Raw genomic sequence first — 21,072 nt, 5'->3', positions numbered from 1 at the left:
TCACCCCTCAGTTCGCCACGCCGTCAGCGCGTTGGCGCGGCAAAGCCATTTGCAGCAGGTTGGATTCATTGGCCTGGTCGCGGCTCAGTTCGCCACGCAACGCGCCTTCGCACAGCACCAGGATGCGGTCGGAAATGCCCATGACTTCCATCAGGTCACTGGACACCACGATCACCGCGATGCCGCTGGCGGCCAGGTTATGGATGATCTGGTAGATCTCGGCCTTGGCGCCGATGTCGATGCCACGGGTGGGTTCGTCGAGCAGCAGGACTTTCATCGGCATCGACAGCCAGCGGCCGAGAATGGCCTTCTGCTGATTGCCGCCGGACAGGTACATGATTTTCTGCGCCGCATTGGGCGTCTTCACTTTCAGAGCCTTGATCTGCTGATCGGCGTTGTCCTTCTCCCACAGGCCGCGCAGCAGGCAGCCGAAGCTGGAATGGGCACCGCGTGCGCTGATGTTGATGTTCTCGGCGACGCTCGCCAGGGGCAGGATGCCCTCTTTCTTGCGGTCTTCGGGACACAACAGAATGCCGGCGGCAATCGCATCCCGGGGTGAGCGCAGTTTCAGTTCATGGCCGCGCAGTTCAAGACGTCCGGCACTATTGCGTTCCAGCCCGCTGAGCATGCGCAACAGCTCGGTGCGGCCGGCGCCGACCAAACCGAACAGCCCGAGAATTTCGCCTTTGTGCACCTGGAAGCTCACCGGCTCACGCAAGCCCGGCCCTTGCAGGCCATCGACCTTGAGTGCCACGGCGCCCCGCTGGCGAGGCCGATAGTCGTAGATGTCCTGGATGTCGCGCCCGACCATGCAAGTGACCAGTTGATCATGGGTCAGCTGGCTCATGTCCTCGAACGTGCGCACGAAGCGGCCGTCCTTGAACACCGTCACCGCGTTGCAGATGCGGAACACTTCTTCCATGCGATGGGAGACGTACAGCACCACTTTGCCTTCGTCGCGCAGTCGGCCGATGATCGCCATCAAGCGCTCGATCTCCCGCGCCGACAGGCTGCTGGTCGGTTCGTCGAAGGCAATCACATGGGCGCCTCGGGACAATGCCTTGGCAATTTCCACCAGTTGCCGCTGGCCGAGGGACAGGCGCCCGACTTTTTCCTGGGGATCGATTTCCTCGGCCAGGCCCTTGAGACAAGCCAGGGCTTGCTGACGCAGGACACCTCGATTGATCAGGCCGAAACGGGCCGGCAGGTGCCCCAGGAACAGGTTCTCCGCCACGGTCATTTCCGGCACCAGATGTAACTCCTGGTGGATCACCGCGACGCCGCTGCCGATGCTGTCGGCGGTGGACTTGAAGTCCATCGTGTGTTCGCCGATCTGCAGCGCACCGCTACTCGGTGTATAGGCACCGCCGAGGATTTTCAGCAGCGTCGATTTGCCTGCGCCGTTCTCGCCCATCAGGGCGTGAACCTGCCCCGGATGGGCGACGAAGCTGATGCCGTCGAGCGCCTTGACCCCGGGAAAGGTCTTGCCGATCCCGTTGAAGCGCAAGCTGCCACTGCAGTTGTGATGTTGTGTTTTTGATTGCGCGTGCATAACCCCACCTCTTTTCGCAGATCAGGCAGCCCCGTCGCCGAGGCCGCCGCTGAAATCAACCGTCCCTCAGTTCCACAGGCCGATCTTTTCCAGTTCCTGCTTGAAGTTGTCGCGGGTGATCAGCGTCACGTCATCCATGGCGGTGTATTTCGCCGGCTCCGTACCCTTGGTGACCCACTCGTACATCATGCTTGCGGTGTTATAACCCTCGATATGCGGACTTGGCAGCATCGAGCCGAAGAAGCCGCTATCGGGTTTCTTCAACTCGCCGATGGCGTCAGTGCCGTTGATGCCGATACCGATCACGTTCTTCGCCGCGAAACCGGCGCTTTCGGTGGCGCGCACCCCACCCAGCACAGTGTTGTCGTTCATCCCGCCGATGATCAGGTTCTTCGCCGCGCTCGGCAGTTTCACCAACGCCGAGTTGGTGGCGTCCATGCTGCCCGGAACGTCGAGGGTTTTGAGGGCCGAGAACAGGATGTGGTCCTTGGGCATGCCGGCGTCTTCGAGGGCTTTGACCGAACCGTCGGTGCGTTTCTTGCCAGTGTCGAGTTCGTTATAGGTGTTGATCACGGCGTAAGTGTCTTTCCAGTCCCAGCCGCGCTTTTTCGCTTCGGTGGCCATGGCGGCACCCTGTTTCTGGCCGACTTCGAAGGCGGCCATGCCGAGGTACGGCACGTCTTCCATGAATTTACCGCTGGCGTCGACAAAGCGATCATCCACGGCGATCACTTTCAACCCGTTGAGCTTGGCCTTGGCCATGATCGCCGGGCCCAGGGACACATCGGGCGGGCAGATCACAAAGCCCTTGGCACCGTTGGCCGCCAGGCTGTCGATGGCCGAGAGGGTCTTCTCGCCGTCGGGCACTGCGATTTTGATCAGGGTGAAGCCTTTTTCCTTACCGGCCTTTTCGGCGAATGCCCATTCAGTCTGGAACCAAGGCTCTTCCGCCTGCTTGACCAGAAAACCGATTTTCACTTCTTCGGCCGCCAGCAGTGTGCTGCTCAGGCTGACCGCAGTGACCGCCAGGGCGGCACAGCACAGGGAACGGATGGCACGACGACGATTCATAAGCTGACTCCTTTGTTATTTTTTTAGAGCGTTATTTGAAAAGCGTTCACAAACTGCAGGCAATAGTCATATCGTATGATGATTGGATTTCAGGCGTAGAAACACACCTCAAAGCCTGGTGTTCAGTCGTGGTACATCACCGAGCGCCCACCGTCGATAGTGATGCACGAGGCGTTGATAAAGGGTGCTTCGTCACTGGCCAGGAACACTGCCGTCATCGCCACTTCAATGGGCTGACCGATGCGCCTTGGCGGGTGCAGATCGAAGGCGCGCTGACGCTCGGCGTGGGGGTCGGCAAAACCGTTCCAGTAATCGACGTTCAGCTGGGTTTCGATATAGCCCGGTGCGATGGCGTTGACGCGAACGCCCTTTGGCGCGTATTCGATGCCCAAGGCGCGGGTCAGGCCGAGCAAGCCGTGCTTGGCTACCGGGTAAGGGAAGCAACCCGGGATGATGTGAGTGGAATGGGTGGAGGCGATGTTGATGATGCTGCCGATGCCCTGTTCAATCATTTGTGGCAGAACCGCCTTGCAGCCGTACCAGGCGCCGTCCAGATCGATCGCGAAACAACGACGCCAGTCTTCTTCGGTCATTTCCAGCGGGTCGCGGAACACGTTGACCCCGGCGCAGTTGACCAGTACGTCGATCCGCCCGTGAAGGTCGATCGCCAACCTGGCCATGGCGTGCAGGTCCTGTTGCCGGGACACGTCAGCCTTGATCGCCTGCACGTCAAAGCCTTTGCCCCGCCACTGCGCCGCGACGATTTCGACTTTTTCGGCCTGGATATCGCTGATGACCAGCCTGGCCTGCTGGGACGCAAAGGCCGCGACAATCGCTTCACCGATGCCCTGGGCAGCGCCGGTCAGCAATACCACCTTGTTTTTCAGGCGCTCGCCCTTGGGCGGCTCGGGCACGGGAGGTAAGGAAAGGGGTTCAGCCATGAATCAGGACTCCTGTTCGACAGCACGACGAAAACCGGGCATCTATCGATGTCCGGCGAAAAGACGTTGAGGGAAAAACAGGCAGGCGCGTACAGGTTTCAGCTCGCAAAAGGCTGAAGCACTGACTGCACAATGGAGTGCGGGGGAATATCGCTGCATCACTTCACCTGTTTTGTTTTTTTAAGTGTGAGTGCGTGAAACCGGTGGAGCCGACTATAAACCCGGCTCGCGATAAATCTCAATATATATATTCTCATCCCATATTTTGGGATTCAGCCAGAAAAACGTGTACATAGTGTCCCGGGAACATCCAGGGCAATGGCTAACACTGCACCATCCAACGGATGCTTGAGCGGGCTCGCTGCACTGGTGATGTACAGGGTTTTCAGGTCTTTGCCGCCAAACACACAACTGGTGGGGCGACTGATTGGCAACTCGATCACCCGGTCGACGCTGCCATCCGGAGCCAGCCTGAGCAGGCAACTGCCATCCCAGCGTGCGTTCCACAGGTAGCCTTGGGCATCCATCGCCGAACCGTCAGGGCCACCGCGTCGGTGGGGGCCGAACCAGGCCTGGGCCGGTTCAAGGCCACCATCGGTGCGAATGAAATGCCGGTACAAGGTGCCGTCCAGGCTGTCGCCAAAGTACAAGCGGGTGGAGTCAGCACTCCACAGCAGCGTATTGGGAATGCCCAGGCCCCGCAGTAGCGGCGTGACACGGCCATCGCCGTCAATGCGAAACAGGCCACCGGAACGCCGCTCGATGGGCAGGTCTTCGCCCTGGGCACCTATGTTGTTTTGCATGGTGCCGAGCCAGAGTCGGCCCTGGGCATCGCAGCGGGCTTCATTGGCGCGGTTGCCCGGTTGCGGGTCGGCGACGCAAAGCAGTGTCAGGCGCGGTTCGAGTCCAGGCGAATCAAGGTCGAGCCTGTATACCCCGGAACTCAGCGTAACCAGCGCGTCGCCGCTTTCGCAGGGGATAAAGGCTGATACGTGTTCCGGCATCTGCCAGATCTGCACGTTGGCACCGATCAGGCGCAGCGCTTGTCGACCGGCGATGTCCACCCAGTACAGCGCCTGGGTCGGCGCATCCCAGAACGGGCCTTCGCCCAACTGCGCACGGTGACCGGTTACTGCAGTCCACGTCATGAAACCTCCTGCTTTGTTCTTGTTTTTGTTTTTTTTGTAGGAGCGAACCTGCTCGCGATGGCGTGTCCGCTGCAACAATCTCGACTGACACAAAATCGCCAGCAGGCTGGCTTTTACATAGGGGCTTTTCAGCCGGCTTTTTTGTCGGCCATGACTTGCGGGTAATAGCGCTTGATCGCCAGGTCGGCATTGTCGATCAGGGTCATGCAGGCCCAGACACCTCGCGCACTGTCCCGGGCGGCGATGGCTTCGGCCATGTCCTTGTGGATCGGCAAGGTGCGGCGCAGTTCGTCGGGGTCAGCGGCCGATGCCTCGAAGCACACGGCCAGCAAAGCGCCAAGGGCCGGGACCATCTGCTCGATGAATTGATTGTGGCTGGCGGCAAGGATGCACTCGTGGAACAAACGGTCGGCACGGTTGTAATCGATACCATTGTCCACCGCCCTCTCCAGCGCGTTGAAGGCCAGCAGGATCGCTTCGACCTGTTCCACCGTCGCTCGCTCGCAGGCCCAGCGCACGGCCATCGGCTCGATAGTGCGGCGCAGGTCGAGCAAGTCGTCGACGAAGTTTTCCGGCAGGCCACTGCGCGAGAGCCAGCCGACGACTTGTGGATCGAAAAGATTCCAGCGTCGCACCGGCAGCACCCGGGTGCCGACCTTCGGTCCGACTTCGAGCATGCCTTTGGCGACCAGGGTCTTGATAGCTTCGCGGATGACCGTACGACTGACCCCCAACTGCTCGCCCAGATCAGCTTCGACCTTGAGGGTCTCACCCGGGCTGACCTGCCCCGTGGCGATCCGGCAACCCAGCCAGTCGACGGTTGCGGCGTGAAAACTGCTGGACATGGGACACCTCAAAGCCGATCGCGATGGGTGCCCACGCTAATCATCATATGATTGGGTGTCAATTCGATTTTTTAGTGATGCAACTATTCACTTTGGGAGCGGGCTTGCTCGCGAATGCGGTGTGTCAGTCATCATGAAGGTGAATGACACACCGCATTCGCGAGCAAGCCCGCTCCCACAGAGTGTTATGTCAGGGTTCAAGACCGATGCGGAAGAACTCCCCGCTGCTCCACACACCCAACCAACGCTGCCCGTCGATTTCACGGCTGACCGCCAACTCGACCAATTGATAGAACACGTTGCGGTGGATCAACGCTTCGAGATTGGTTCGCACATGGACGTAAGGCGCCGGCTCTTGCGTCACCGGGTCGATCACCACACGAATCGGATGCTCGACGCCCGCCTCGGTGGTTTCATCGACATTGGTGGTAAAGCGCAAGACCTGCGTCTCACCCTCGCCTTCCACTTCCACGGCAATCGCCACGAACGGCGCATCGTCGACCTTGATCCCGACCTTTTCCACCGGGGTAATCAGGAAGTAATCATCGCCGTCGCGGCGGATGATGGTGGAGAACAGTTTGACCATCGGCTTGCGCCCGATCGGTGTACCCAGGTAATACCAGGTGCCGTCGCGGGCGATGCGCATGTCGATGTCACCGCAGAAATCAGGGTTCCACAGGTGCACCGGCGGCAAGCCTTTGGTCTTGGGGATTTGCCCCAACAGGTCGTTGGCTTTTTGCGGGTCACTCACGGCGATCTCCTTTGAATTACTGGTCGCTGAGCCCGAGCAGGCTGCGAGCATATTGCTTGAGCGGCGGGCCCATCAGGTCTTCCGGTTTTTTGTCATGGAACGTCAGCAAACCGCCACGACTCTTGATACTCGCAGTATCAATCAAATACTGGGTGCTGGTCTCGATCAACATGATTTGAATCACGCCGCTGTCGATACCGAGTCGATCCAGCGCCTCCTGATCCAGCCACTCGTCGGAGTTGCCGATGCGATCGTCGGACTTGGCGAAACGGGTGTAGAGCAGATAGTGGGCGCCGGCGTCACGCGCCTCGACCATGGCCTGGTCGAGTCCCTCCGGCACACGGGCGCGACGGACCATCGGAAAATAATCGACAAAACCATCGAAGGCGACTTCGGCAATCACGTTGGGCCGTGGGTACACGTCGCTGCCCGGCGGCATGAAGGCACCCTGGGCAATGTAGACAAATGAGTCGGGCTGTATGCGCAGGTTGTTCACCCGGCGGCTGTCGCTATGGTCGAGCAACCCTGCATCGCTCATATGGTATCGAGTCCCTTCGGCCATATCGCTGACGTTCATGCAGCCACCAAGCGCCAAAACGGCCAGCAGCAAAACCAGGCTACGCATCCTTACCCTCCAGAGGCCGGTGACGGAAAACCGGCGAATGGCCGTGGGATGCAGATTTTGCGCCAGACCTTACCTGCTCCACACCTCAAACTTGAGAATGAGCACATGTGGAGAGGGGGCTTGCCCTCGTTGGGCTGCGCAGCAGTCGTAATACCGACGCATGCGGTTATATCCAGATAATAATGCGCAGGATGGGTTTGGGGCCGCTTCGCGATCCAACGGGGGCAAGCCCCTCGCCAAAAGGCCGGTTCAGCCGCCAATAATCTTCATGACTGTCGCACCACCGGAAAACGCCACTTCCTGCTTGTCACCCAAGGCCTTCACCAGCAACCGCTGCAGCGCCGGCAATGCCTGGTGACGCGGCTTGTCCAGCAGATCGCCGACGTAATGGCGATTGCTCGACGACAGGCAACCATGCAGCCATCCCGTGGAGGACAGACGCAGCCGCGAACAAGTACGGCAGAATGGCACGCTTTCGTTGGCAATCACGCCGAAATGGCCCTGCCCCGGAATTTCGTAGCGCACCGCGGTCGCATCCACCGGCGCATCGGCTTGCAGATACTCGTAGCGCTCGCCGATCAGGCTCAGCAACTGTTGGAGGCTGACGAACTGTTGCAGGAAGGTGTTGGAGTCACTGGCCAGGTGGCCCATGCGCATCAGCTCGATAAAACGCAGTTCATAACCACGCTCCAGGCAGTAGTCGAGCAGCGGCATGACCTGATCGAGGTTCTGCCCGCGCAGAGGCACCATGTTGACCTTGATCTTCATGCCTGCGGCGCTGGCTGCGTTCATGCCATCCAGCACAGTTGCCAGATCACCGCCACGGGCAATGCTGCGGAATGCACTGGCGTCGAGGGTATCGAGGGAAACGTTGAGGCGTCGAATACCGGCATCCACCAGCAGTGGCAGCTTCTTGGCCAGCAACTGGCCGTTGGTGGTCAGGCTGATGTCTTGCAAACCCATCTGCCCGACCGCGGTCATGAACGCCTCGAGTTTCGGGCTGACCAGCGGTTCGCCGCCGGTGATGCGCAAACGCTCGATGCCCGCCGCTTCGATCAGATAGGCTACACCGCGTGCCATGGCCTCGGCCGACAACTCATCCTGCGCAGCCACCAGCCGCTTGCCGTTGGGCACGCAGTAGGTACAAGCGTAATTGCAGGCTGAGGTCAGGCTGATGCGCAAATTGCGAAAACGCCTGCCTTGACGGTCAACGATCATGATCACTCCGGCGGAAGAAATTTCGGGCCGCTAAAACTTGACTCACAAATCAAGTTTTAGCAAGTCCCATGCCTGAGTATATTCCTGCTGCACGGCGCCATGGTGTGAATATCATGGCGCCATAAGGCAACTGAATGACTCAGCTGCTCGGAGTGTCGGTATCGCGTTTGCGCTTGTTGCCCATGCGTACGCCGATATCCATCAGGAACTGGAAGAAACCTTCCTGATCTTCCAGCACATTGCTCCAGAACGGCGAGTGATACAGCGCCACCGCACCGTGCACCAGCGCCCAGGAAGCGCAGTAGTGGAAGTAAGGTGGTACGTCTTCGAGCTTGCCTTCACTGATGCGACCCTTGATCAGCAGGGTCAGGCGCTCGAAGTTGGAGGCGCGAATCTTGTGCAGTTCCTCGATCATCTCCGGTACCTGATTGCCCTTGACCACCTTTTCTTCCAGGCGATCGAACAGTCGATAACGTTGCGGATCGCGCATACGAAATTCGAAGTAGGCGCGCGACAGCGCTTCCTTGTCCTTGTCGACGTCGGCCGAATGCAGCAGCTCGTTCAAATCGCGCTCGTAATCGAGCATCAGGCGCAGATAGATCTCGGCCTTGGATTTGAAGTGCTTGTAGATGGTGCCTTTGCCAATACCGACGGCATCAGCAATCATCTCGACGGTGACACTGTCTTCACCCTGATCGAGGAACAGCTTGAGCGCGGTATCGAGAATTTCCTGCTCGCGGCGGCGAAACTCACGGACCTTACGAGGTTCTTTATGCATAAGAAAAGGTCTGTCGGGGTCAAAATTCGAAGCCGCGTATTATGCCTAACTTGCGCAAAAATGCACGGATCATCCGAGCATATATGTGTTTCATGAGCATTTCGCGCAGGCTGGCGAGTTGATGAGAACTCTTCCGAAGCGCCCGTATTCCAAATTTGTTTAAAAACCGCGACCGACGAACTGGACTCGGCGCAATACTGATCAATACTTCAACTGTCGGTGGGGCATCTCCCCCAAGTGTCACGCCGATAAAGGTACCAACGGACCGCGTGCCTTTGTTTTACTCCTAATGGTCTTAACCCGGATTCACCCCCCAGAACCCGGGTTTTTTTTGCCTGCGATTTAACCCAAAGCCCCTGCAGGAGCTGGCGCAGCCTGCGATCTTCTTACAACCTCAAGCCAACGCCTTCACATGCGCCAATGGAAACAGCCGTCTGAAATTCGCCGTGGTCTGCTCGGCAAATCGCTCATACGGTTCACCACGCAACATTGCCAGAAATTCCGCTACTTCACGCACGTACTGCGGCAGGTTCGGTTTGCCGCGATAGGGTATCGGCGCCAGGTAGGGCGAGTCGGTTTCGACCAGCAAACGGTCGGCTGGCACCTTGCTTGCCACATCGCGCAACGCGTCGGCATTGCGGAAAGTGACAATACCGGACAGGGAAATGTAATAACCCATATCCAGCGCGGCCTTGGCCATCTCCCAGTCTTCGGTGAAACAATGCAGCACGCCCGCCTGGGGCAGCGCCGCCTCACGCAGCAGACCCAAGGTGTCCGCGCGGGCGCCACGGGTATGGATGATCACTGGCTTGCCGGTCTGCTGCGCGGCCTCCAGGTGCAGGCGAAAGGACTCCTGCTGCAGCTGCGCCGCTTCCGGTTCGTAGTGATAATCCAGGCCGGTTTCGCCGATCGCCACCACTCGCGGGTGATTGAGCTCCTGCAACAGCCAATCCAGCGCGGGCGCGGCACCCGGCTGCACATCCAGCGGATGGACGCCGACCGAACAGTCGACATCGTCGTAACGCTCGGCCAGCGCTTTAACGTCGGCGGCGTTGTCGGCGCTGACGCCGATACACAGGAAGTGCCCTACCCCGCGCTGGCGAGCCGCATCCAGCGCGGCATCCAGGGAGCCGTTGTGGGCGGCCAGGTCGAGACGATCAAGGTGGCAATGGGAGTCTACGAGCATAAGGGTCTGCAACTTGCATCGAATGAGTGGGACGGGTGATCTGTTACCTGGAGTCTACGCGCAGTCGATCATCTCTGGGCCGGCAAGGACGCCCATTGCACCAGCAGGGCTTCGAGCAACAGCACGCGGTTGAGGTTGGCCTTGCTCAAGACTTTCTGGCGCTGGGCAAGAATCCAGTCCTGGATATTCAGCACTTTGTCCTGGGCGGTTTTCTGCGCCAGGTACTGGAGCACCTTGCGCATGTCCGCCAGTCCCAGGCCATCTTCATCCTGGGTCAGCTGATAACGCAGAATCAGGCTCGACCAATCGCAGAACCAGTCGAACAGCAGCAGCAAGGGAATCGCATTCCAGCCTTCGGCCAGTTGCGTTGGCGATTGCTGCTGCTTGAGCAGTTTCTTCACGCCCTCGACCACCTGCGCCCGCTGCTCGCGTACGCCCTGAGCCTGCAGATTGACCGCGGCCAATGGCGAACCCGCCGCCAGGGTCAGTAATTCAACGCGTTCTTCTGCAGAACAGTCCGGCAATGCCCTGCCAAGCCAGGCCTGGCTCATGGCCTGGCTTGGCAGGGGGCAGGCCTGTTGCACACAGCGACTCTTGATGGTCGCCAGCAAGCGGCTCGGCTGGTGACTGACCAGCAGCAACACGGTATCGCCGGAGGGTTCTTCAAGGCTTTTGAGCAAGGCGTTGGCGGCGTTGATGTTCATCGACTCGACCGGCTCGATCAACACTACCTTGCGTCCGCCCAACTGCGCGGTCTGCACCACGAAGCTGACCAGGTCGCGAACCTGGTCGACCTTGATCGCCTTGTCCGTTTCTTCCGGTTCCAGGATGTAGTTATCAGGGTGACTGCCGGCCTTCAACAGCAGGCAGGATTTGCATTCGCCACAGGCGTCCAGCGCAGTCGGACGCTGGCACAGCAGGCTGGCCATCAGGCGCTCGGCCAACGCCCGCTTGCCAATCCCGGCCGGGCCATGCAGCAGGTAAGCGTGCGCGTGCTGGGTCCGGCCAGCCAGTTGCTGCCAGAGCGTGTCCTGCCACGGATAGGCCTCAGCCACGGGTCAACTCCAACAAGCGTGGCAGCAAGGTATCCAGCGATCGCTGAACCTGCGTCAGCGGTTGCGCGGCATCGACCAGCACATAGCGCGCCGGGTCCGCCTCGGCACGCTTGAGAAAGGCACCGCGTACCGCATCGAAAAAGCTCCGGCCTTCGAGCTCGAAGCGATCCAGGCTACCACGGGCGCTCGCGCGGGCCAGTCCCACTTCCACGGGCAGATCGAAAATCAGCGTCAGGTCCGGGCGCAGATCACCCTGCACGAAAGTCTCCAGGGTGGCGATGCGCTCGAGCGACAAGCCACGACCGCCACCCTGGTAGGCATAGGTCGAATCGGTGAACCTGTCACACAGGACCACGGCGCCGCGGGCCAGCGCCGGGCGAATCACTTGCGCCAGGTGTTGGGCACGGGCGGCGAACACCAGCAGCAACTCGGTGTCCGGGTTCATCACCTCATCGACCGGGGCCAACAGGACCTCGCGAATGCGCTCGGCCAATGGGGTGCCACCCGGTTCACGGGTCAGCACCACCTCGATACCGGCGGCGCGCAAACGCTCGGCCAGGTATTCGCGATTGGTGCTTTTGCCGGCGCCTTCCGGCCCTTCCAGAGTAATAAACAAGCCAGTCACAGGCAGTCCTTGATCAGAGTCATTGCGGGCTTTGCGGCGCGGTTGCATCGGCCGGGGCTGCATCGGGTGCAGAGGCCTCAGGTGCGGGCGCGGGTTCTTGCGGCGGCACTGGCGGCACGTCCTGCACAGCGGGGTTCGGTGAAGCGGCCGGAATCGGCATTTCAGCTTGCGGCGTCTCTGCTTGCGCAGCCTCGGGCTGCGCAGCCGTGGCCTCCCGGGTTGCATCTGGCGCAGGCGGTTCAGCCGGCGTCTCGGGTACGGAAATCGGCGCAGGGCTGGAGCGGTAATCGGCGCGGCGCTTGAGCTGGTATTCGCGCACTGCGTTGTTGTGCGCGTCCAGATCATCGGAGAACACGTGGCTGCCATCACCGCGCGCCACAAAGTAAAGGCTGGTGCCATCCACCGGATTTAGCGCCGCGTGGATCGCTTCACGACCGACCATGGCGATCGGGGTCGGCGGCAGACCGGCAATCATGTAGGTGTTGTACGGCGTGGACTCCCTGAGGTGAGCCCGGGTCAACCGGCCATTGTAGCGGTCGCCGAGGCCGTAGATCACCGTCGGGTCAGTCTGCAGCAGCATGCCCAGGGCCATGCGCCGCACAAACACCCCGGCAATCTGCCCGCGCTCCTGCGGCACGCCGGTCTCCTTCTCAACCAGCGAGGCCATGATCAAGGCCTGATAGGGTTCGGTGTACGGCACGTCTGCCGAGCGCTGCGCCCACTCCTTGGCGAGCACGTCATCGAGTCGCTCGTAGGCAAGTTTCAACAACTCGACGTCGGACATGCCGCGCACGAATCGATAGGTATCAGGGAAGAAGCGTCCCTCCGGGAAAATTCCGGCATGGCCGATCTTGTCCATGACCTGGCTATCGCTCAAACCATTGAGGGTCTGCTCGATCTTTGCTTCCCTGGCCAATGCCGCGCGTACCTGATGGAAATTCCAGCCTTCGACCAAAGTCAGGCTGTACTGAACCATTTCTCCGCGCTTCCACAACTCGATCAGCCCTTCGACGGTCATGCCGGGTTGCATGCGGTACTCGCCGCTGTGCAGCGGCTGCCTGGCGAGGTTGAAGCGCCAATAAACGCGCAGCCAGAATGCGTCCTTGATGACGCCATTGGCTTCGAGTCGATAGAGGGTACGGGTTGGCGTGGTGCCCTTGGGCACGTCCAGCAATTGTTCATGAGCAATGTTCAGCGGCTGTACCAGCGCCGAATGAATTTTCCAGGCACAAGTGCCCAGCAGCAGCCCCGCCAGAACCACTCCGGTTTCCAGCAGCAGCAAGAGTTTACGTCTCACGTATCAAGCATCCAGTAGCGCACGGGCAATGGTTTGGAGTTTACGGGTGAGCGGCCCAACCGGCCAGTGAAGAGCAGCATAGGCGCGTACCGGCCAAATACCATAAACGCTGTTGCAGACAAAGACTTCGTCAGCCCATTGCAGCTGTTCAAGGGGGATATCGGTGATTTGCACCGGGATTGCCGACGACTCGGTTTGAAACAAAATTTCTGCCCGCATCACCCCCGCCACGCCGCAGCGCTTGAGGTCGGGTGTAATCAATACGCCATCGCGCACTATGAACAGATTGCTGAATACGCCTTCGATCACCCGCCCGGCCTGATCGAGCATCAAGCCTTCGGCATGCTCGGTGTCCTGCCATTCGGAACGGGCGATAACTTGCTCCAGACGATTCAGGTGCTTGAGGCCGGCGAGCAGCGGTTGTCTGGAGAGTCGCGTGGTGCAGGGGAACAAACGAACGCCCTGCTCCCCATGTGCAGCAGGATAGGCAGCCGCAGGACCGCCCAACAGAATGCGCCGGGCCTGGGCCGAAGGATCAGGGGCGTAACCGCGAAGGCTGTCGCCGCGGGTAACAATGAGCTTGAGTACCCCATCGCCCAATGCCGCGGCGTAGGCCAGCAGTTCGCTGCGGATCAGCTCCTGATCAGTGGCAATCGCCAGACGCGAACAGCCATCGGCCAGGCGCGCCAGGTGACGGTCCAGCAACAATGGCTGCCCGCCGCGCACAGCGACGGTCTCGAACAGACCATCGCCATAAGCCAGGCCGCGATCCTTCAGCGACAAAGCGTCAGCCGGCTGACCGTCGACCCAGCTGTCCATCAGCCTGCGAACCGGCGGAACACCAGCGAGCCGTTAGTGCCGCCAAAACCGAAGGAGTTGGACACCACCACATCGATATCCATGTTGCGCGCCGTGTGCGGCACGAAATCAAGGTCACAGCCTTCGTCAGGCTCATCGAGGTTGATGGTCGGCGGAGCTACCTGGCCATTGATCGCCAGCACGCTGAAGATCGCTTCGACCGCGCCCGCCGCACCCAGCAGGTGACCGGTCATGGACTTGGTGGAGCTGACGGCCAGCTTGTAGGCGTGATCACCGAATACCGACTTGATCGCACTGGCTTCGGCCAGATCGCCGGCCGGGGTCGAGGTGCCATGGGCGTTGATGTACTGGACCTGATCGCTATTGATCCTGGCATCGCGCAACGCGTTGGTGATGCAGCGGGCAGCCCCTGCGCCATCGGCCGGTGGCGAAGTCATGTGGAACGCATCGCCGCTGGTGCCAAAACCGATCAGCTCGGCATAGATGGTCGCGCCGCGAGCCTTGGCGTGTTCGAGCTCTTCCAGAACCAGCGCCCCGGCACCGTCGGACAGCACGAAGCCGTCACGGCCCTTGTCCCAGGGACGGCTGGCGCGGGTTGGTTCGTCATTGCGTGTCGACAACGCACGCGAGGCGCCGAAGCCGCCCATGCCCAGGCCGCAAGCCGCCATCTCGGAACCGCCGGCGATCATCACGTCGGCTTCGTCGTACATGATGTTACGGGCAGCCATGCCGATGCAGTGCGTGCCGGTGGTACAAGCGGTGGCGATCGCGTAGTTAGGCCCCTGTGCACCCAGGTGGATGGACAGGAAACCGGAAATCATATTGATGATCGAGCCTGGCACGAAGAACGGAGAAATCCGCCGTGGGCCAGTTTCATGCAGGGTGCGGCTGGTTTCTTCGATATTGGTCAGACCGCCAATACCCGAGCCCATGGCTACACCGATACGCTCGCGGTTGGCGTCGGTGACTTCCAGACCGGAGTTACGTACCGCCTGAAAACCTGCCGCCAGACCATACTGAATGAACAGGTCGAGCTTGCGGGCTTCCTTGACCGACAGGTATTCCTCGACATTGAAGCCCTTTACCGAGCCGCCAAAACGGGTGGAATAGGCAGAAAGGTCGGTGTGTTCGATCAGACCAATGCCACTGCGGCCAGCCAGAATGCCCTGCCAACTGCTCGGCACATCCGTGCCCAGTGGCGACAACATACCCATACCGGTGACTACGACGCGTCTACGCGACACAGCACTCTCCTTTTTTCAAATGACGACTTTGCATCAGGCCTAAAGAAAAAACCGCACGCCATGATGGCAGTGCGGTTTTTCCATGACAGCGAGCAACGATTACAAACTATTACGCCTGGTGGGCAGTAACGTAGTCGATTGCAGCTTGTACAGTAGTGATCTTCTCAGCTTCTTCGTCAGGGATTTCGGTCTCGAATTCCTCTTCCAGAGCCATCACCAGCTCAACGGTGTCAAGGGAGTCGGCACCCAGGTCTTCAACGAAGGAAGCAGTGTTGACCACTTCTTCTTCTTTAACGCCCAGTTGCTCAGCAACGATTTTCTTGACGCGCTCTTCGATGGTGCTCATACCTTGTTTTCACTCCTAATGGACAAATTCAGGCAGCTGGCCAGTGGGTAAGTGTATAGAAAGACTTTTCAGCTTTTCAACTGAAAGCTTCACTCCTCGAACCCTGCGACCCTCTGCCTATAAATAGATTGCAGCTTTATAACGGATTTTAGACAGCTCGTATGACATTTTTTTGAAGCAATCCGTCACATTTGAATTACATATACATCCCGCCGTTCACCGGGATTGTAGCCCCAGTCACGTAAGCCGCACCGTCGGAAGCAAGAAAAGCGACCACGGACGCGATCTCTTGAGCTTGTCCCAGACGGCCCAGCGGAATCTGCGCTGTCAGGCTTTCACGCTGCGCTTCAGGCAGTTCACGGGTCATATCGGTGTCGATGAACCCTGGAGTCACCGAGTTGACCGTAATCGAACGCGAACCGACTTCACGCGCCAGCGCACGGCTGAAACCTTCCAGACCGGCCTTGGCGGCAGCGTAGTTTACTTGGCCTGCGTTGCCCATGGCACCCACTACCGAGCCAATACTGATAATTCGGCCCCAACGCGCCTTGGTCATACCGCGCAAAACGCCCTTGGACAGGCGGAACAGACTGTTCAGGTTGGTATCGACAACGTCATGCCACTCGTCGTCTTTCATGCGCATCATCAGGTTATCACGGGTGATACCGGCGTTATTGACCAGGATCGCCGGCGCACCGAACTGCTCCTGGATGCTCGCCAGGACAGCCGCCACGGACTCGTCGCTGGTGACATTGAGTTCCAGGCCAGTGCCCTGGATGCCATTTTCCTTCAGGGTTGCGGCGATGCGCTCGGCACCCGCCGCAGACGTCGCAGTACCCACGACGATGGCGCCCTGACGACCCAGTTCCAGCGCGATAGCCTGGCCGATACCGCGGCTTGCACCGGTGACCAGTGCAACTTTACCTTGCAGACTCATGCAAGCTTCTCCTGATTCAGGCCAGCGCTGCACGAGCGGCAGCGAAGGCGTCTGGGGTATTGAGGTTGGATGTCGATACGCCCTCGGCGCAGCGTTTGTTCAGACCGGCGAGCACCTTGCCCGGGCCACACTCGACCAGATTGGTCGCGCCCTTGGCGGCCAGCGCCTGGACGGATTCGACCCAGCGCACGGGCTTGTACAACTGCTCAAGCAGGTCGCGCTTGAGGGTTTCCAGATCGGCCGGCACCGCGGCGCTGACGTTCTGGACCACGGGAATCTGTGGCGCCTGCCAATCGACCGCTGCGATCGACTCGGCGAAACGTTCGGCAGCGGGACGCATCAGCTCGCAATGGGACGGCACGCTGACCGGCAGCGGCATGGCGCGCTTGGCACCACGGGCCTTGCAACCCTCGATGGCACGCTCGACAGCAGCCTTGGCACCGGCGATAACCACCTGGCCCGGGGAGTTGAAGTTGACCGCGCTGACCACTTCGCCTTGCGCCGCTTCGGCGCAGGCTGCCAATACGTCAGCGTCTTCCAGACCGAGGATAGCGGCCATGCCGCCCTGCCCGGCAGGAACAGCTTCCTGCATCAGTTGACCGCGACGCTCGACCAGCTTCACCGCGTCACCCAGGCTCAGACTGCCTGCGGCAACCAGCGCGCTGTATTCGCCCAGGCTGTGACCGGCGACATAAGCCGGGCGCGCCCCGCCTTGTGCCAGCCACAGACGCCACAGGGCGATCGAGGCGGTCAGAATGGCCGGCTGGGTTTTATCGGTTTGATTGAGTTGCTCTTCCGGACCTTGCTGGGTCAGTGCCCACAGGTCGTAACCCAGAGCATCGGAAGCTTCTTTGAATGTTTCGAGGACTACCGGATGTTGTGCGCCCAGCTCGGCGAGCATGCCGAGGGACTGCGAACCCTGTCCTGGAAAGACGAATGCGAGGGAAGCAGACATGTAACAAGCCCCTAATGATCTTGTCGTCGGAGAAATGACGTCCGCCTTGAGGGGACGCAAGAAACTGACAGTTGGATGGCCCGATCAGTCGAGCGGTCACATTTAAGCATTGTCCGACAAAAACGCCTAAGACAACAAATCCTCCAGACGACCGTGAAGCCGCTCCGGAAGGTTCTCCTGAATTTCAATCAGCGCGCGCTGGATGGCACTTTGAAATCCCTGGACGCCGGCAGCACCGTGACTCTTCACCACGATCCCTTGCAAGCCGAGGAAACTGGCGCCGTTGTGTCGCGCAGGCGCCAGTTCGGCCTGCAAGCGCTTCATCAGCGGCAAGGCCAGCGCCCCCACCATGCGCGATGCGAGGTTTTGCCTGAACAAGGCTTCGATGCGCCCGGCAATCATGGTCGCCAGGCCCTCGCTGGATTTGAGCAGGATGTTACCGACGAAACCGTCACACACCACCACATCCGCTTCGCCCCGGTAGACGCCGTCACCTTCGACAAAACCGATGTAATTGATGCCCTTGGCATTCTGTAACAACGTTGCCGCCAGCTTGACCTGCTGATTGCCCTTGATGTCTTCGGTACCAATGTTCAGCAACGCCACCCGCGGGCTAGCGATACCCAGGGTCTGCGCCGCTACCGACCCCATCACCGCAAATTGCAGCAGATGCTCGGCAGTGCAATCGACATTGGCGCCCAGGTCGAGCAACTGGCAGAAGCCTTTCTCTGTCGGAATCGCCGCAACCATGGCCGGCCGGTCGATGCCCGGCAAAGTCTTGAGCACGAACCGCGACAGCGCCATCAGCGCCCCGGTATTACCAGCACTGACACAGGCCTGAGCTTTGCCATCACGCAGCAACTCGAGTGCCACGCGCATCGACGAATCAGGCTTGCCACGCAAGGCCTGGGCAGGCTTTTCGTCCATGCCTATGACTTCACTCGCGGGGGCAATCGACAGGCGTGCGCGATCCACAGCCGAATGGCCTGCGATCAATTCTTCAAGGAGGGAGGGTTGACCGACGAGGGTCAGGTGCAGCGAGGGGGTAGCAGACAGGCAAGCAAGGCTGGCCTGAACAATGCTGCGGGGACCGAAGTCCCCGCCCATTGCGTCAATCGCGATGACTTGAGCGGACAAGTGATTACTCGTCAGCGCCCTTGTCGATCACTTTACGGCCACGGTATACGCCTTCTGGCGATACGTGGTGACGCAGGTGAACTTCACCGGTGGTTTTTTCTACAGACAGGGTGCTAGCCTCGAGAGCGTCGTGCGAACGGCGCATGTCACGGGCGGAGCGGGATTTTTTGTTCTGCTGAACAGCCATAATTGATTAACTCCTAAACGTTTGGGTCACGCTTTAACTGCGCCAATACACTGAACGGGTTGGACCGCGTTACCTCGTCCTCGCTCGGTTCGGGCTCATCGAGACCCGCCGGCTGCTGGCATTCTTCCGGATGATGAGCAGGCACAATGGGCAAGGCGAGCAGAAGCTCCTCCTCGATCAGTGACTGCAGATCCAATGGATCTTCGCCCAGTTCCAGCACGTCATAACCTTTCGGCAACGACTGGGTATTCGCACCCTCCTTCACCACAGCGTAACTGCATTCGCTATGGATCGGCAGGGTGACCAGCTCAAGACAACGCTGGCAAACCATTTTGACTTCAGTGTCGATAAAACTGTGGATGACCACAGATTTACGTTCATCTCGTTCAAAAACGAATTTCGCCTGCACCGTACCGACATTGTCGGAAAGCGGGTCGCAGAGTCTCTCCAAATCGGCCAGCAGCATTTCACCTTGAAGGGTGGTGCCACGATCAGCCAATTTGCGCGGGTCAACGTGAGGTGGAATCGGGTCATTCAACATAGGCGCAGCATTATAGGGATGCCCCCGCCCATGTCAAAGGAAATTCAGCCCTGTCCGTCACTTGCAAGCCCCGCTAGAATTCGCGCCTGCCTTATGGAGACGTGCAATGCTGCCTTTATTACTTGCTTCCAGCTCGGCGTACCGCCGGGAATTACTGGCCCGCTTGCAGCTGCCATTCACTTGCAGCTCGCCTGACATCGATGAAAGCCATCGACCTGACGAGCCTGCCATCGACCTGGTCAAACGCCTCGCCGAGCAGAAAGCACGGGCACTGGCCGACAGCCATACCGCTCATCTGATTATCGGCTCCGATCAGGTCGCGGTACTGGGCAACTGCATCATCGGCAAGCCCCACACCTTCGAAAAAGCCCGGGAACAACTGTTGGCCAGCAGCGGCACCAGCGTGACCTTCCTCACCGGTTTGGCGCTGCTGAACAGCCAGACCGGCCACTGCCAGGTCGACTGCATTCCATTCACGGTACACATGCGCACGCTCGACGCGGCGCGCATCGAGCGCTATCTGCACGCAGAACAGCCCTACGACTGCGCTGGCAGCTTCAAGGCCGAAGGATTGGGCGTGAGCCTGTTTCAGAGCACCGAAGGGCCTGATGCCACCAGCCTGATCGGCCTGCCGCTGATTCGCTTGATCGACATGCTGCTCGCAGAGGGCGTGCAAATCCCCTGATCACCCCACCTTGCAGGCAAGCTTGCTGGCGATCCTACTTGTAGCCTGATCGCCGGCAAGCCAGCTCCCGCAGGGTTACGTGAGATGACAAAAAAACCGGCAATGGCCGGTTTTTTTGTACATTCGAAAAATCAGCGCAGCGACGGACCGTTAAACCCCATCCACATTGCCAGATGCTCAGCCACGCTGGCCCCGAGTTTTTTCGAGAAGCGATCGAAAGGCGACTCCTGGACAGTGAAGTCCACCAATTCCTTCTCGCCGATCACATCCCGCGCAACCGAACTGGCATTGCCCATGCCATCGATCAGCCCCAGCGGCAGCGCCTGCTCCCCCGACCAGACCAGGCCGGAGAACAGCTCCGGATGCTCCTTGTCCTTCAGGCGATCGCCACGCCCCACCTTGACGCTGTTGATGAACTGTTTATGGGTGGTGTCGAGCACGCCCTGCCAGAATGCGGTCTCTTCAGGCTTTTGCGGCTGGAAGGGATCAAGGAACGACTTGTGCTCGCCAGAGGTGTAGGTGCGGCGCTCGACGCCAAGCTTCTCCATGGTTCCGACAAAACCATAACCGGCCGCCGTCACGCCAATGGAGCCGACCAGGCTCGCCTTGTCGGCGTAGATCTGATCTGCCGCACTGGCGATGTAGTAAGCGCCGGAAGCCCCCAGATCGGAAATCACCGCGTACAGCTTGATGTCCGGATGCAGGGCGCGCAGACGGCGGATCTCGTCGTAGACATAACCCGACTGCACCGGACTGCCACCCGGGCTGTTGATGCGCAGGATGACACCCTTGACCTTTTCATCCTCGAAGGCCGCTCGCAGGCTGCCGACGACATTGTCAGCACTGGCCGGTTCCTTGTCGGCGATCACGCCGGTGATATCGATCAACGCCGTGTAGTTGGTACTGCGCGTCGCGGCTTTTTCCATGTCCATCAACGGCGTGAACAGCAGCAGCGCGCCAAACAGGTACACGAAGGTCAACAACTTGAAGAAAATCCCCCAGCGCCGAGACCTGCGCTGCTCCTGCACACTGGCCAGCAGCGTCTTTTCCAGCAGCTTCCAGCTTTTCTCGTCACCGCTCTCTGCGCTCGCCTCGGCGGGCGCCTTCCATTCGTCGGCCATGCCATCTA

General features: G+C 59.8%; 23 protein-coding genes. 1 reads left to right on the top strand and 22 read right to left on the bottom strand.

What is annotated here, in order from left to right; genetic code table 11:
* Window positions 1–7 precede the first annotated feature (7 nt).
* From araG to ASE98_RS07865, 21 genes are all read right to left on the bottom strand, one after another.
* Window positions 8–1,552, bottom strand: a complete 1,545-nt coding sequence (araG, locus tag ASE98_RS07965; RefSeq protein WP_060540834.1) for an L-arabinose ABC transporter ATP-binding protein AraG — start codon at window positions 1,550–1,552, stop codon at window positions 8–10.
* A gap of 66 nt (window positions 1,553–1,618) precedes the next feature.
* The gene (locus ASE98_RS07960; RefSeq protein WP_060540833.1) at window positions 1,619–2,623 is read right to left on the bottom strand and encodes a substrate-binding domain-containing protein; all 1,005 of its coding nucleotides are present in this window, start codon (window positions 2,621–2,623) and stop codon (window positions 1,619–1,621) included.
* A gap of 122 nt (window positions 2,624–2,745) precedes the next feature.
* A complete protein-coding gene (locus ASE98_RS07955; protein WP_060540832.1) occupies window positions 2,746–3,564 on the bottom strand; it encodes an SDR family oxidoreductase in 819 nt (272 codons plus the stop codon).
* A gap of 272 nt (window positions 3,565–3,836) precedes the next feature.
* Window positions 3,837–4,712: an SMP-30/gluconolactonase/LRE family protein gene (locus ASE98_RS07950; protein WP_060540831.1), complete on the bottom strand. Its 876-nt coding sequence runs from the start codon at window positions 4,710–4,712 to the stop codon at window positions 3,837–3,839.
* Window positions 4,713–4,840: 128 nt separating this feature from the next.
* A complete protein-coding gene (locus ASE98_RS07945; protein ID WP_060540830.1) occupies window positions 4,841–5,557 on the bottom strand; it encodes a FadR/GntR family transcriptional regulator in 717 nt (238 codons plus the stop codon).
* A 190-nt stretch (window positions 5,558–5,747) separates the two neighbouring features.
* Window positions 5,748–6,308, bottom strand: a complete 561-nt coding sequence (locus ASE98_RS07940) for a DUF1285 domain-containing protein (protein WP_060540829.1) — start codon at window positions 6,306–6,308, stop codon at window positions 5,748–5,750.
* Between the two features lie 16 nt (window positions 6,309–6,324).
* Complete coding sequence (locus ASE98_RS07935; RefSeq protein ID WP_060540828.1) at window positions 6,325–6,933, bottom strand: DUF4823 domain-containing protein; 609 nt, start codon at window positions 6,931–6,933, stop codon at window positions 6,325–6,327.
* 249 nt (window positions 6,934–7,182) lie between these two features.
* Window positions 7,183–8,151 (bottom strand): GTP 3',8-cyclase MoaA, encoded by a 969-nt coding sequence (locus tag ASE98_RS07930; protein WP_060540827.1) that lies wholly within the window; start codon window positions 8,149–8,151, stop codon window positions 7,183–7,185.
* A gap of 139 nt (window positions 8,152–8,290) precedes the next feature.
* The gene (locus tag ASE98_RS07925) at window positions 8,291–8,929 is read right to left on the bottom strand and encodes a TetR/AcrR family transcriptional regulator (RefSeq protein ID WP_008031613.1); all 639 of its coding nucleotides are present in this window, start codon (window positions 8,927–8,929) and stop codon (window positions 8,291–8,293) included.
* 394 nt (window positions 8,930–9,323) lie between these two features.
* On the bottom strand, window positions 9,324–10,115 hold the full coding sequence (locus tag ASE98_RS07920; RefSeq protein WP_060540826.1) for a TatD family hydrolase: 792 nt from the start codon (window positions 10,113–10,115) through the stop codon (window positions 9,324–9,326).
* 68 nt (window positions 10,116–10,183) lie between these two features.
* On the bottom strand, window positions 10,184–11,170 hold the full coding sequence (locus ASE98_RS07915) for a DNA polymerase III subunit delta' (protein WP_060540825.1): 987 nt from the start codon (window positions 11,168–11,170) through the stop codon (window positions 10,184–10,186).
* Window positions 11,163–11,795: a dTMP kinase gene (tmk, locus tag ASE98_RS07910; protein ID WP_060540894.1), complete on the bottom strand. Its 633-nt coding sequence runs from the start codon at window positions 11,793–11,795 to the stop codon at window positions 11,163–11,165. The genes ASE98_RS07915 and tmk overlap by 8 nt, the downstream gene beginning before the upstream one ends.
* 19 nt (window positions 11,796–11,814) lie before the next feature.
* Window positions 11,815–13,092 carry an endolytic transglycosylase MltG gene (gene mltG, locus ASE98_RS07905; protein WP_060540824.1) on the bottom strand — a complete coding sequence of 426 codons (1,278 nt, stop codon included), beginning with the start codon at window positions 13,090–13,092 and terminating at the stop codon, window positions 11,815–11,817.
* Window positions 13,093–13,095: 3 nt separating this feature from the next.
* Window positions 13,096–13,911 carry an aminodeoxychorismate lyase gene (gene pabC / locus ASE98_RS07900; protein ID WP_060540823.1) on the bottom strand — a complete coding sequence of 272 codons (816 nt, stop codon included), beginning with the start codon at window positions 13,909–13,911 and terminating at the stop codon, window positions 13,096–13,098.
* Window positions 13,911–15,155: a beta-ketoacyl-ACP synthase II gene (fabF, locus tag ASE98_RS07895; protein WP_060540822.1), complete on the bottom strand. Its 1,245-nt coding sequence runs from the start codon at window positions 15,153–15,155 to the stop codon at window positions 13,911–13,913. The genes pabC and fabF overlap by 1 nt, the downstream gene beginning before the upstream one ends.
* Window positions 15,156–15,264: 109 nt before the next feature.
* Window positions 15,265–15,501, bottom strand: a complete 237-nt coding sequence (gene acpP, locus ASE98_RS07890; protein WP_007987170.1) for an acyl carrier protein — start codon at window positions 15,499–15,501, stop codon at window positions 15,265–15,267.
* A 196-nt stretch (window positions 15,502–15,697) separates the two neighbouring features.
* Window positions 15,698–16,438 carry a 3-oxoacyl-ACP reductase FabG gene (fabG, locus tag ASE98_RS07885; RefSeq protein ID WP_060540821.1) on the bottom strand — a complete coding sequence of 247 codons (741 nt, stop codon included), beginning with the start codon at window positions 16,436–16,438 and terminating at the stop codon, window positions 15,698–15,700.
* A 16-nt stretch (window positions 16,439–16,454) separates the two neighbouring features.
* Window positions 16,455–17,393 (bottom strand): ACP S-malonyltransferase, encoded by a 939-nt coding sequence (fabD, locus tag ASE98_RS07880; RefSeq protein WP_060540820.1) that lies wholly within the window; start codon window positions 17,391–17,393, stop codon window positions 16,455–16,457.
* 126 nt (window positions 17,394–17,519) lie between these two features.
* Entirely contained in the window at window positions 17,520–18,530 is a 1,011-nt protein-coding gene (gene plsX / locus ASE98_RS07875; RefSeq protein ID WP_082457501.1) for a phosphate acyltransferase PlsX, read from the bottom strand.
* A gap of 4 nt (window positions 18,531–18,534) precedes the next feature.
* On the bottom strand, window positions 18,535–18,717 hold the full coding sequence (gene rpmF, locus ASE98_RS07870; protein ID WP_003179396.1) for a 50S ribosomal protein L32: 183 nt from the start codon (window positions 18,715–18,717) through the stop codon (window positions 18,535–18,537).
* A gap of 13 nt (window positions 18,718–18,730) precedes the next feature.
* Window positions 18,731–19,258, bottom strand: a complete 528-nt coding sequence (locus tag ASE98_RS07865) for a YceD family protein (protein WP_008050439.1) — start codon at window positions 19,256–19,258, stop codon at window positions 18,731–18,733.
* Window positions 19,259–19,364: 106 nt separating this feature from the next.
* On the opposite strand from ASE98_RS07865, the gene ASE98_RS07860 reads away from it, so the two are divergent.
* Window positions 19,365–19,943, top strand: coding sequence for a Maf family protein (locus tag ASE98_RS07860; protein WP_060540818.1), 579 nt, complete (start codon window positions 19,365–19,367; stop codon window positions 19,941–19,943).
* Between the two features lie 131 nt (window positions 19,944–20,074).
* Here ASE98_RS07860 and ASE98_RS07855 read toward each other — a convergent pair whose 3' ends face one another.
* A complete protein-coding gene (locus ASE98_RS07855) occupies window positions 20,075–21,064 on the bottom strand; it encodes a S49 family peptidase (protein WP_060540817.1) in 990 nt (329 codons plus the stop codon).
* Window positions 21,065–21,072: the final 8 nt, after the last annotated feature.

This window comes from Pseudomonas sp. Leaf48 (assembly GCF_001421885.1).
In the GTDB taxonomy this organism is placed as follows: domain Bacteria; phylum Pseudomonadota; class Gammaproteobacteria; order Pseudomonadales; family Pseudomonadaceae; genus Aquipseudomonas.
This window is presented reverse-complemented; position numbering and strand designations above follow the sequence as displayed.

Excerpts from the sequence above, each read along its gene's own strand:
- pabC (WP_060540823.1), bottom strand. The coding sequence starts at position 13,911 with ATGGACAGCTGGGTCGACGGTCAGCCGGCTGACGCTTTGTCGCTGAAG.
- rpmF (WP_003179396.1), bottom strand. The coding sequence starts at position 18,717 with ATGGCTGTTCAGCAGAACAAAAAATCCCGCTCCGCCCGTGACATGCGC.
- ASE98_RS07950 (WP_060540831.1), bottom strand. The coding sequence starts at position 4,712 with ATGACGTGGACTGCAGTAACCGGTCACCGTGCGCAGTTGGGCGAAGGC.
- ASE98_RS07920 (WP_060540826.1), bottom strand. The coding sequence starts at position 10,115 with ATGCTCGTAGACTCCCATTGCCACCTTGATCGTCTCGACCTGGCCGCC.
- ASE98_RS07935 (WP_060540828.1), bottom strand. The coding sequence starts at position 6,933 with ATGCGTAGCCTGGTTTTGCTGCTGGCCGTTTTGGCGCTTGGTGGCTGC.
- fabG (WP_060540821.1), bottom strand. The coding sequence starts at position 16,438 with ATGAGTCTGCAAGGTAAAGTTGCACTGGTCACCGGTGCAAGCCGCGGT.
- ASE98_RS07860 (WP_060540818.1), top strand. The coding sequence starts at position 19,365 with ATGCTGCCTTTATTACTTGCTTCCAGCTCGGCGTACCGCCGGGAATTA.
- ASE98_RS07865 (WP_008050439.1), bottom strand. The coding sequence starts at position 19,258 with ATGTTGAATGACCCGATTCCACCTCACGTTGACCCGCGCAAATTGGCT.
- acpP (WP_007987170.1), bottom strand. The coding sequence starts at position 15,501 with ATGAGCACCATCGAAGAGCGCGTCAAGAAAATCGTTGCTGAGCAACTG.
- ASE98_RS07925 (WP_008031613.1), bottom strand. The coding sequence starts at position 8,929 with ATGCATAAAGAACCTCGTAAGGTCCGTGAGTTTCGCCGCCGCGAGCAG.
- ASE98_RS07930 (WP_060540827.1), bottom strand. The coding sequence starts at position 8,151 with ATGATCGTTGACCGTCAAGGCAGGCGTTTTCGCAATTTGCGCATCAGC.
- ASE98_RS07960 (WP_060540833.1), bottom strand. The coding sequence starts at position 2,623 with ATGAATCGTCGTCGTGCCATCCGTTCCCTGTGCTGTGCCGCCCTGGCG.
- ASE98_RS07955 (WP_060540832.1), bottom strand. The coding sequence starts at position 3,564 with ATGGCTGAACCCCTTTCCTTACCTCCCGTGCCCGAGCCGCCCAAGGGC.
- ASE98_RS07855 (WP_060540817.1), bottom strand. The coding sequence starts at position 21,064 with ATGGCCGACGAATGGAAGGCGCCCGCCGAGGCGAGCGCAGAGAGCGGT.
- ASE98_RS07945 (WP_060540830.1), bottom strand. The coding sequence starts at position 5,557 with ATGTCCAGCAGTTTTCACGCCGCAACCGTCGACTGGCTGGGTTGCCGG.
- fabD (WP_060540820.1), bottom strand. The coding sequence starts at position 17,393 with ATGTCTGCTTCCCTCGCATTCGTCTTTCCAGGACAGGGTTCGCAGTCC.
- araG (WP_060540834.1), bottom strand. The coding sequence starts at position 1,552 with ATGCACGCGCAATCAAAAACACAACATCACAACTGCAGTGGCAGCTTG.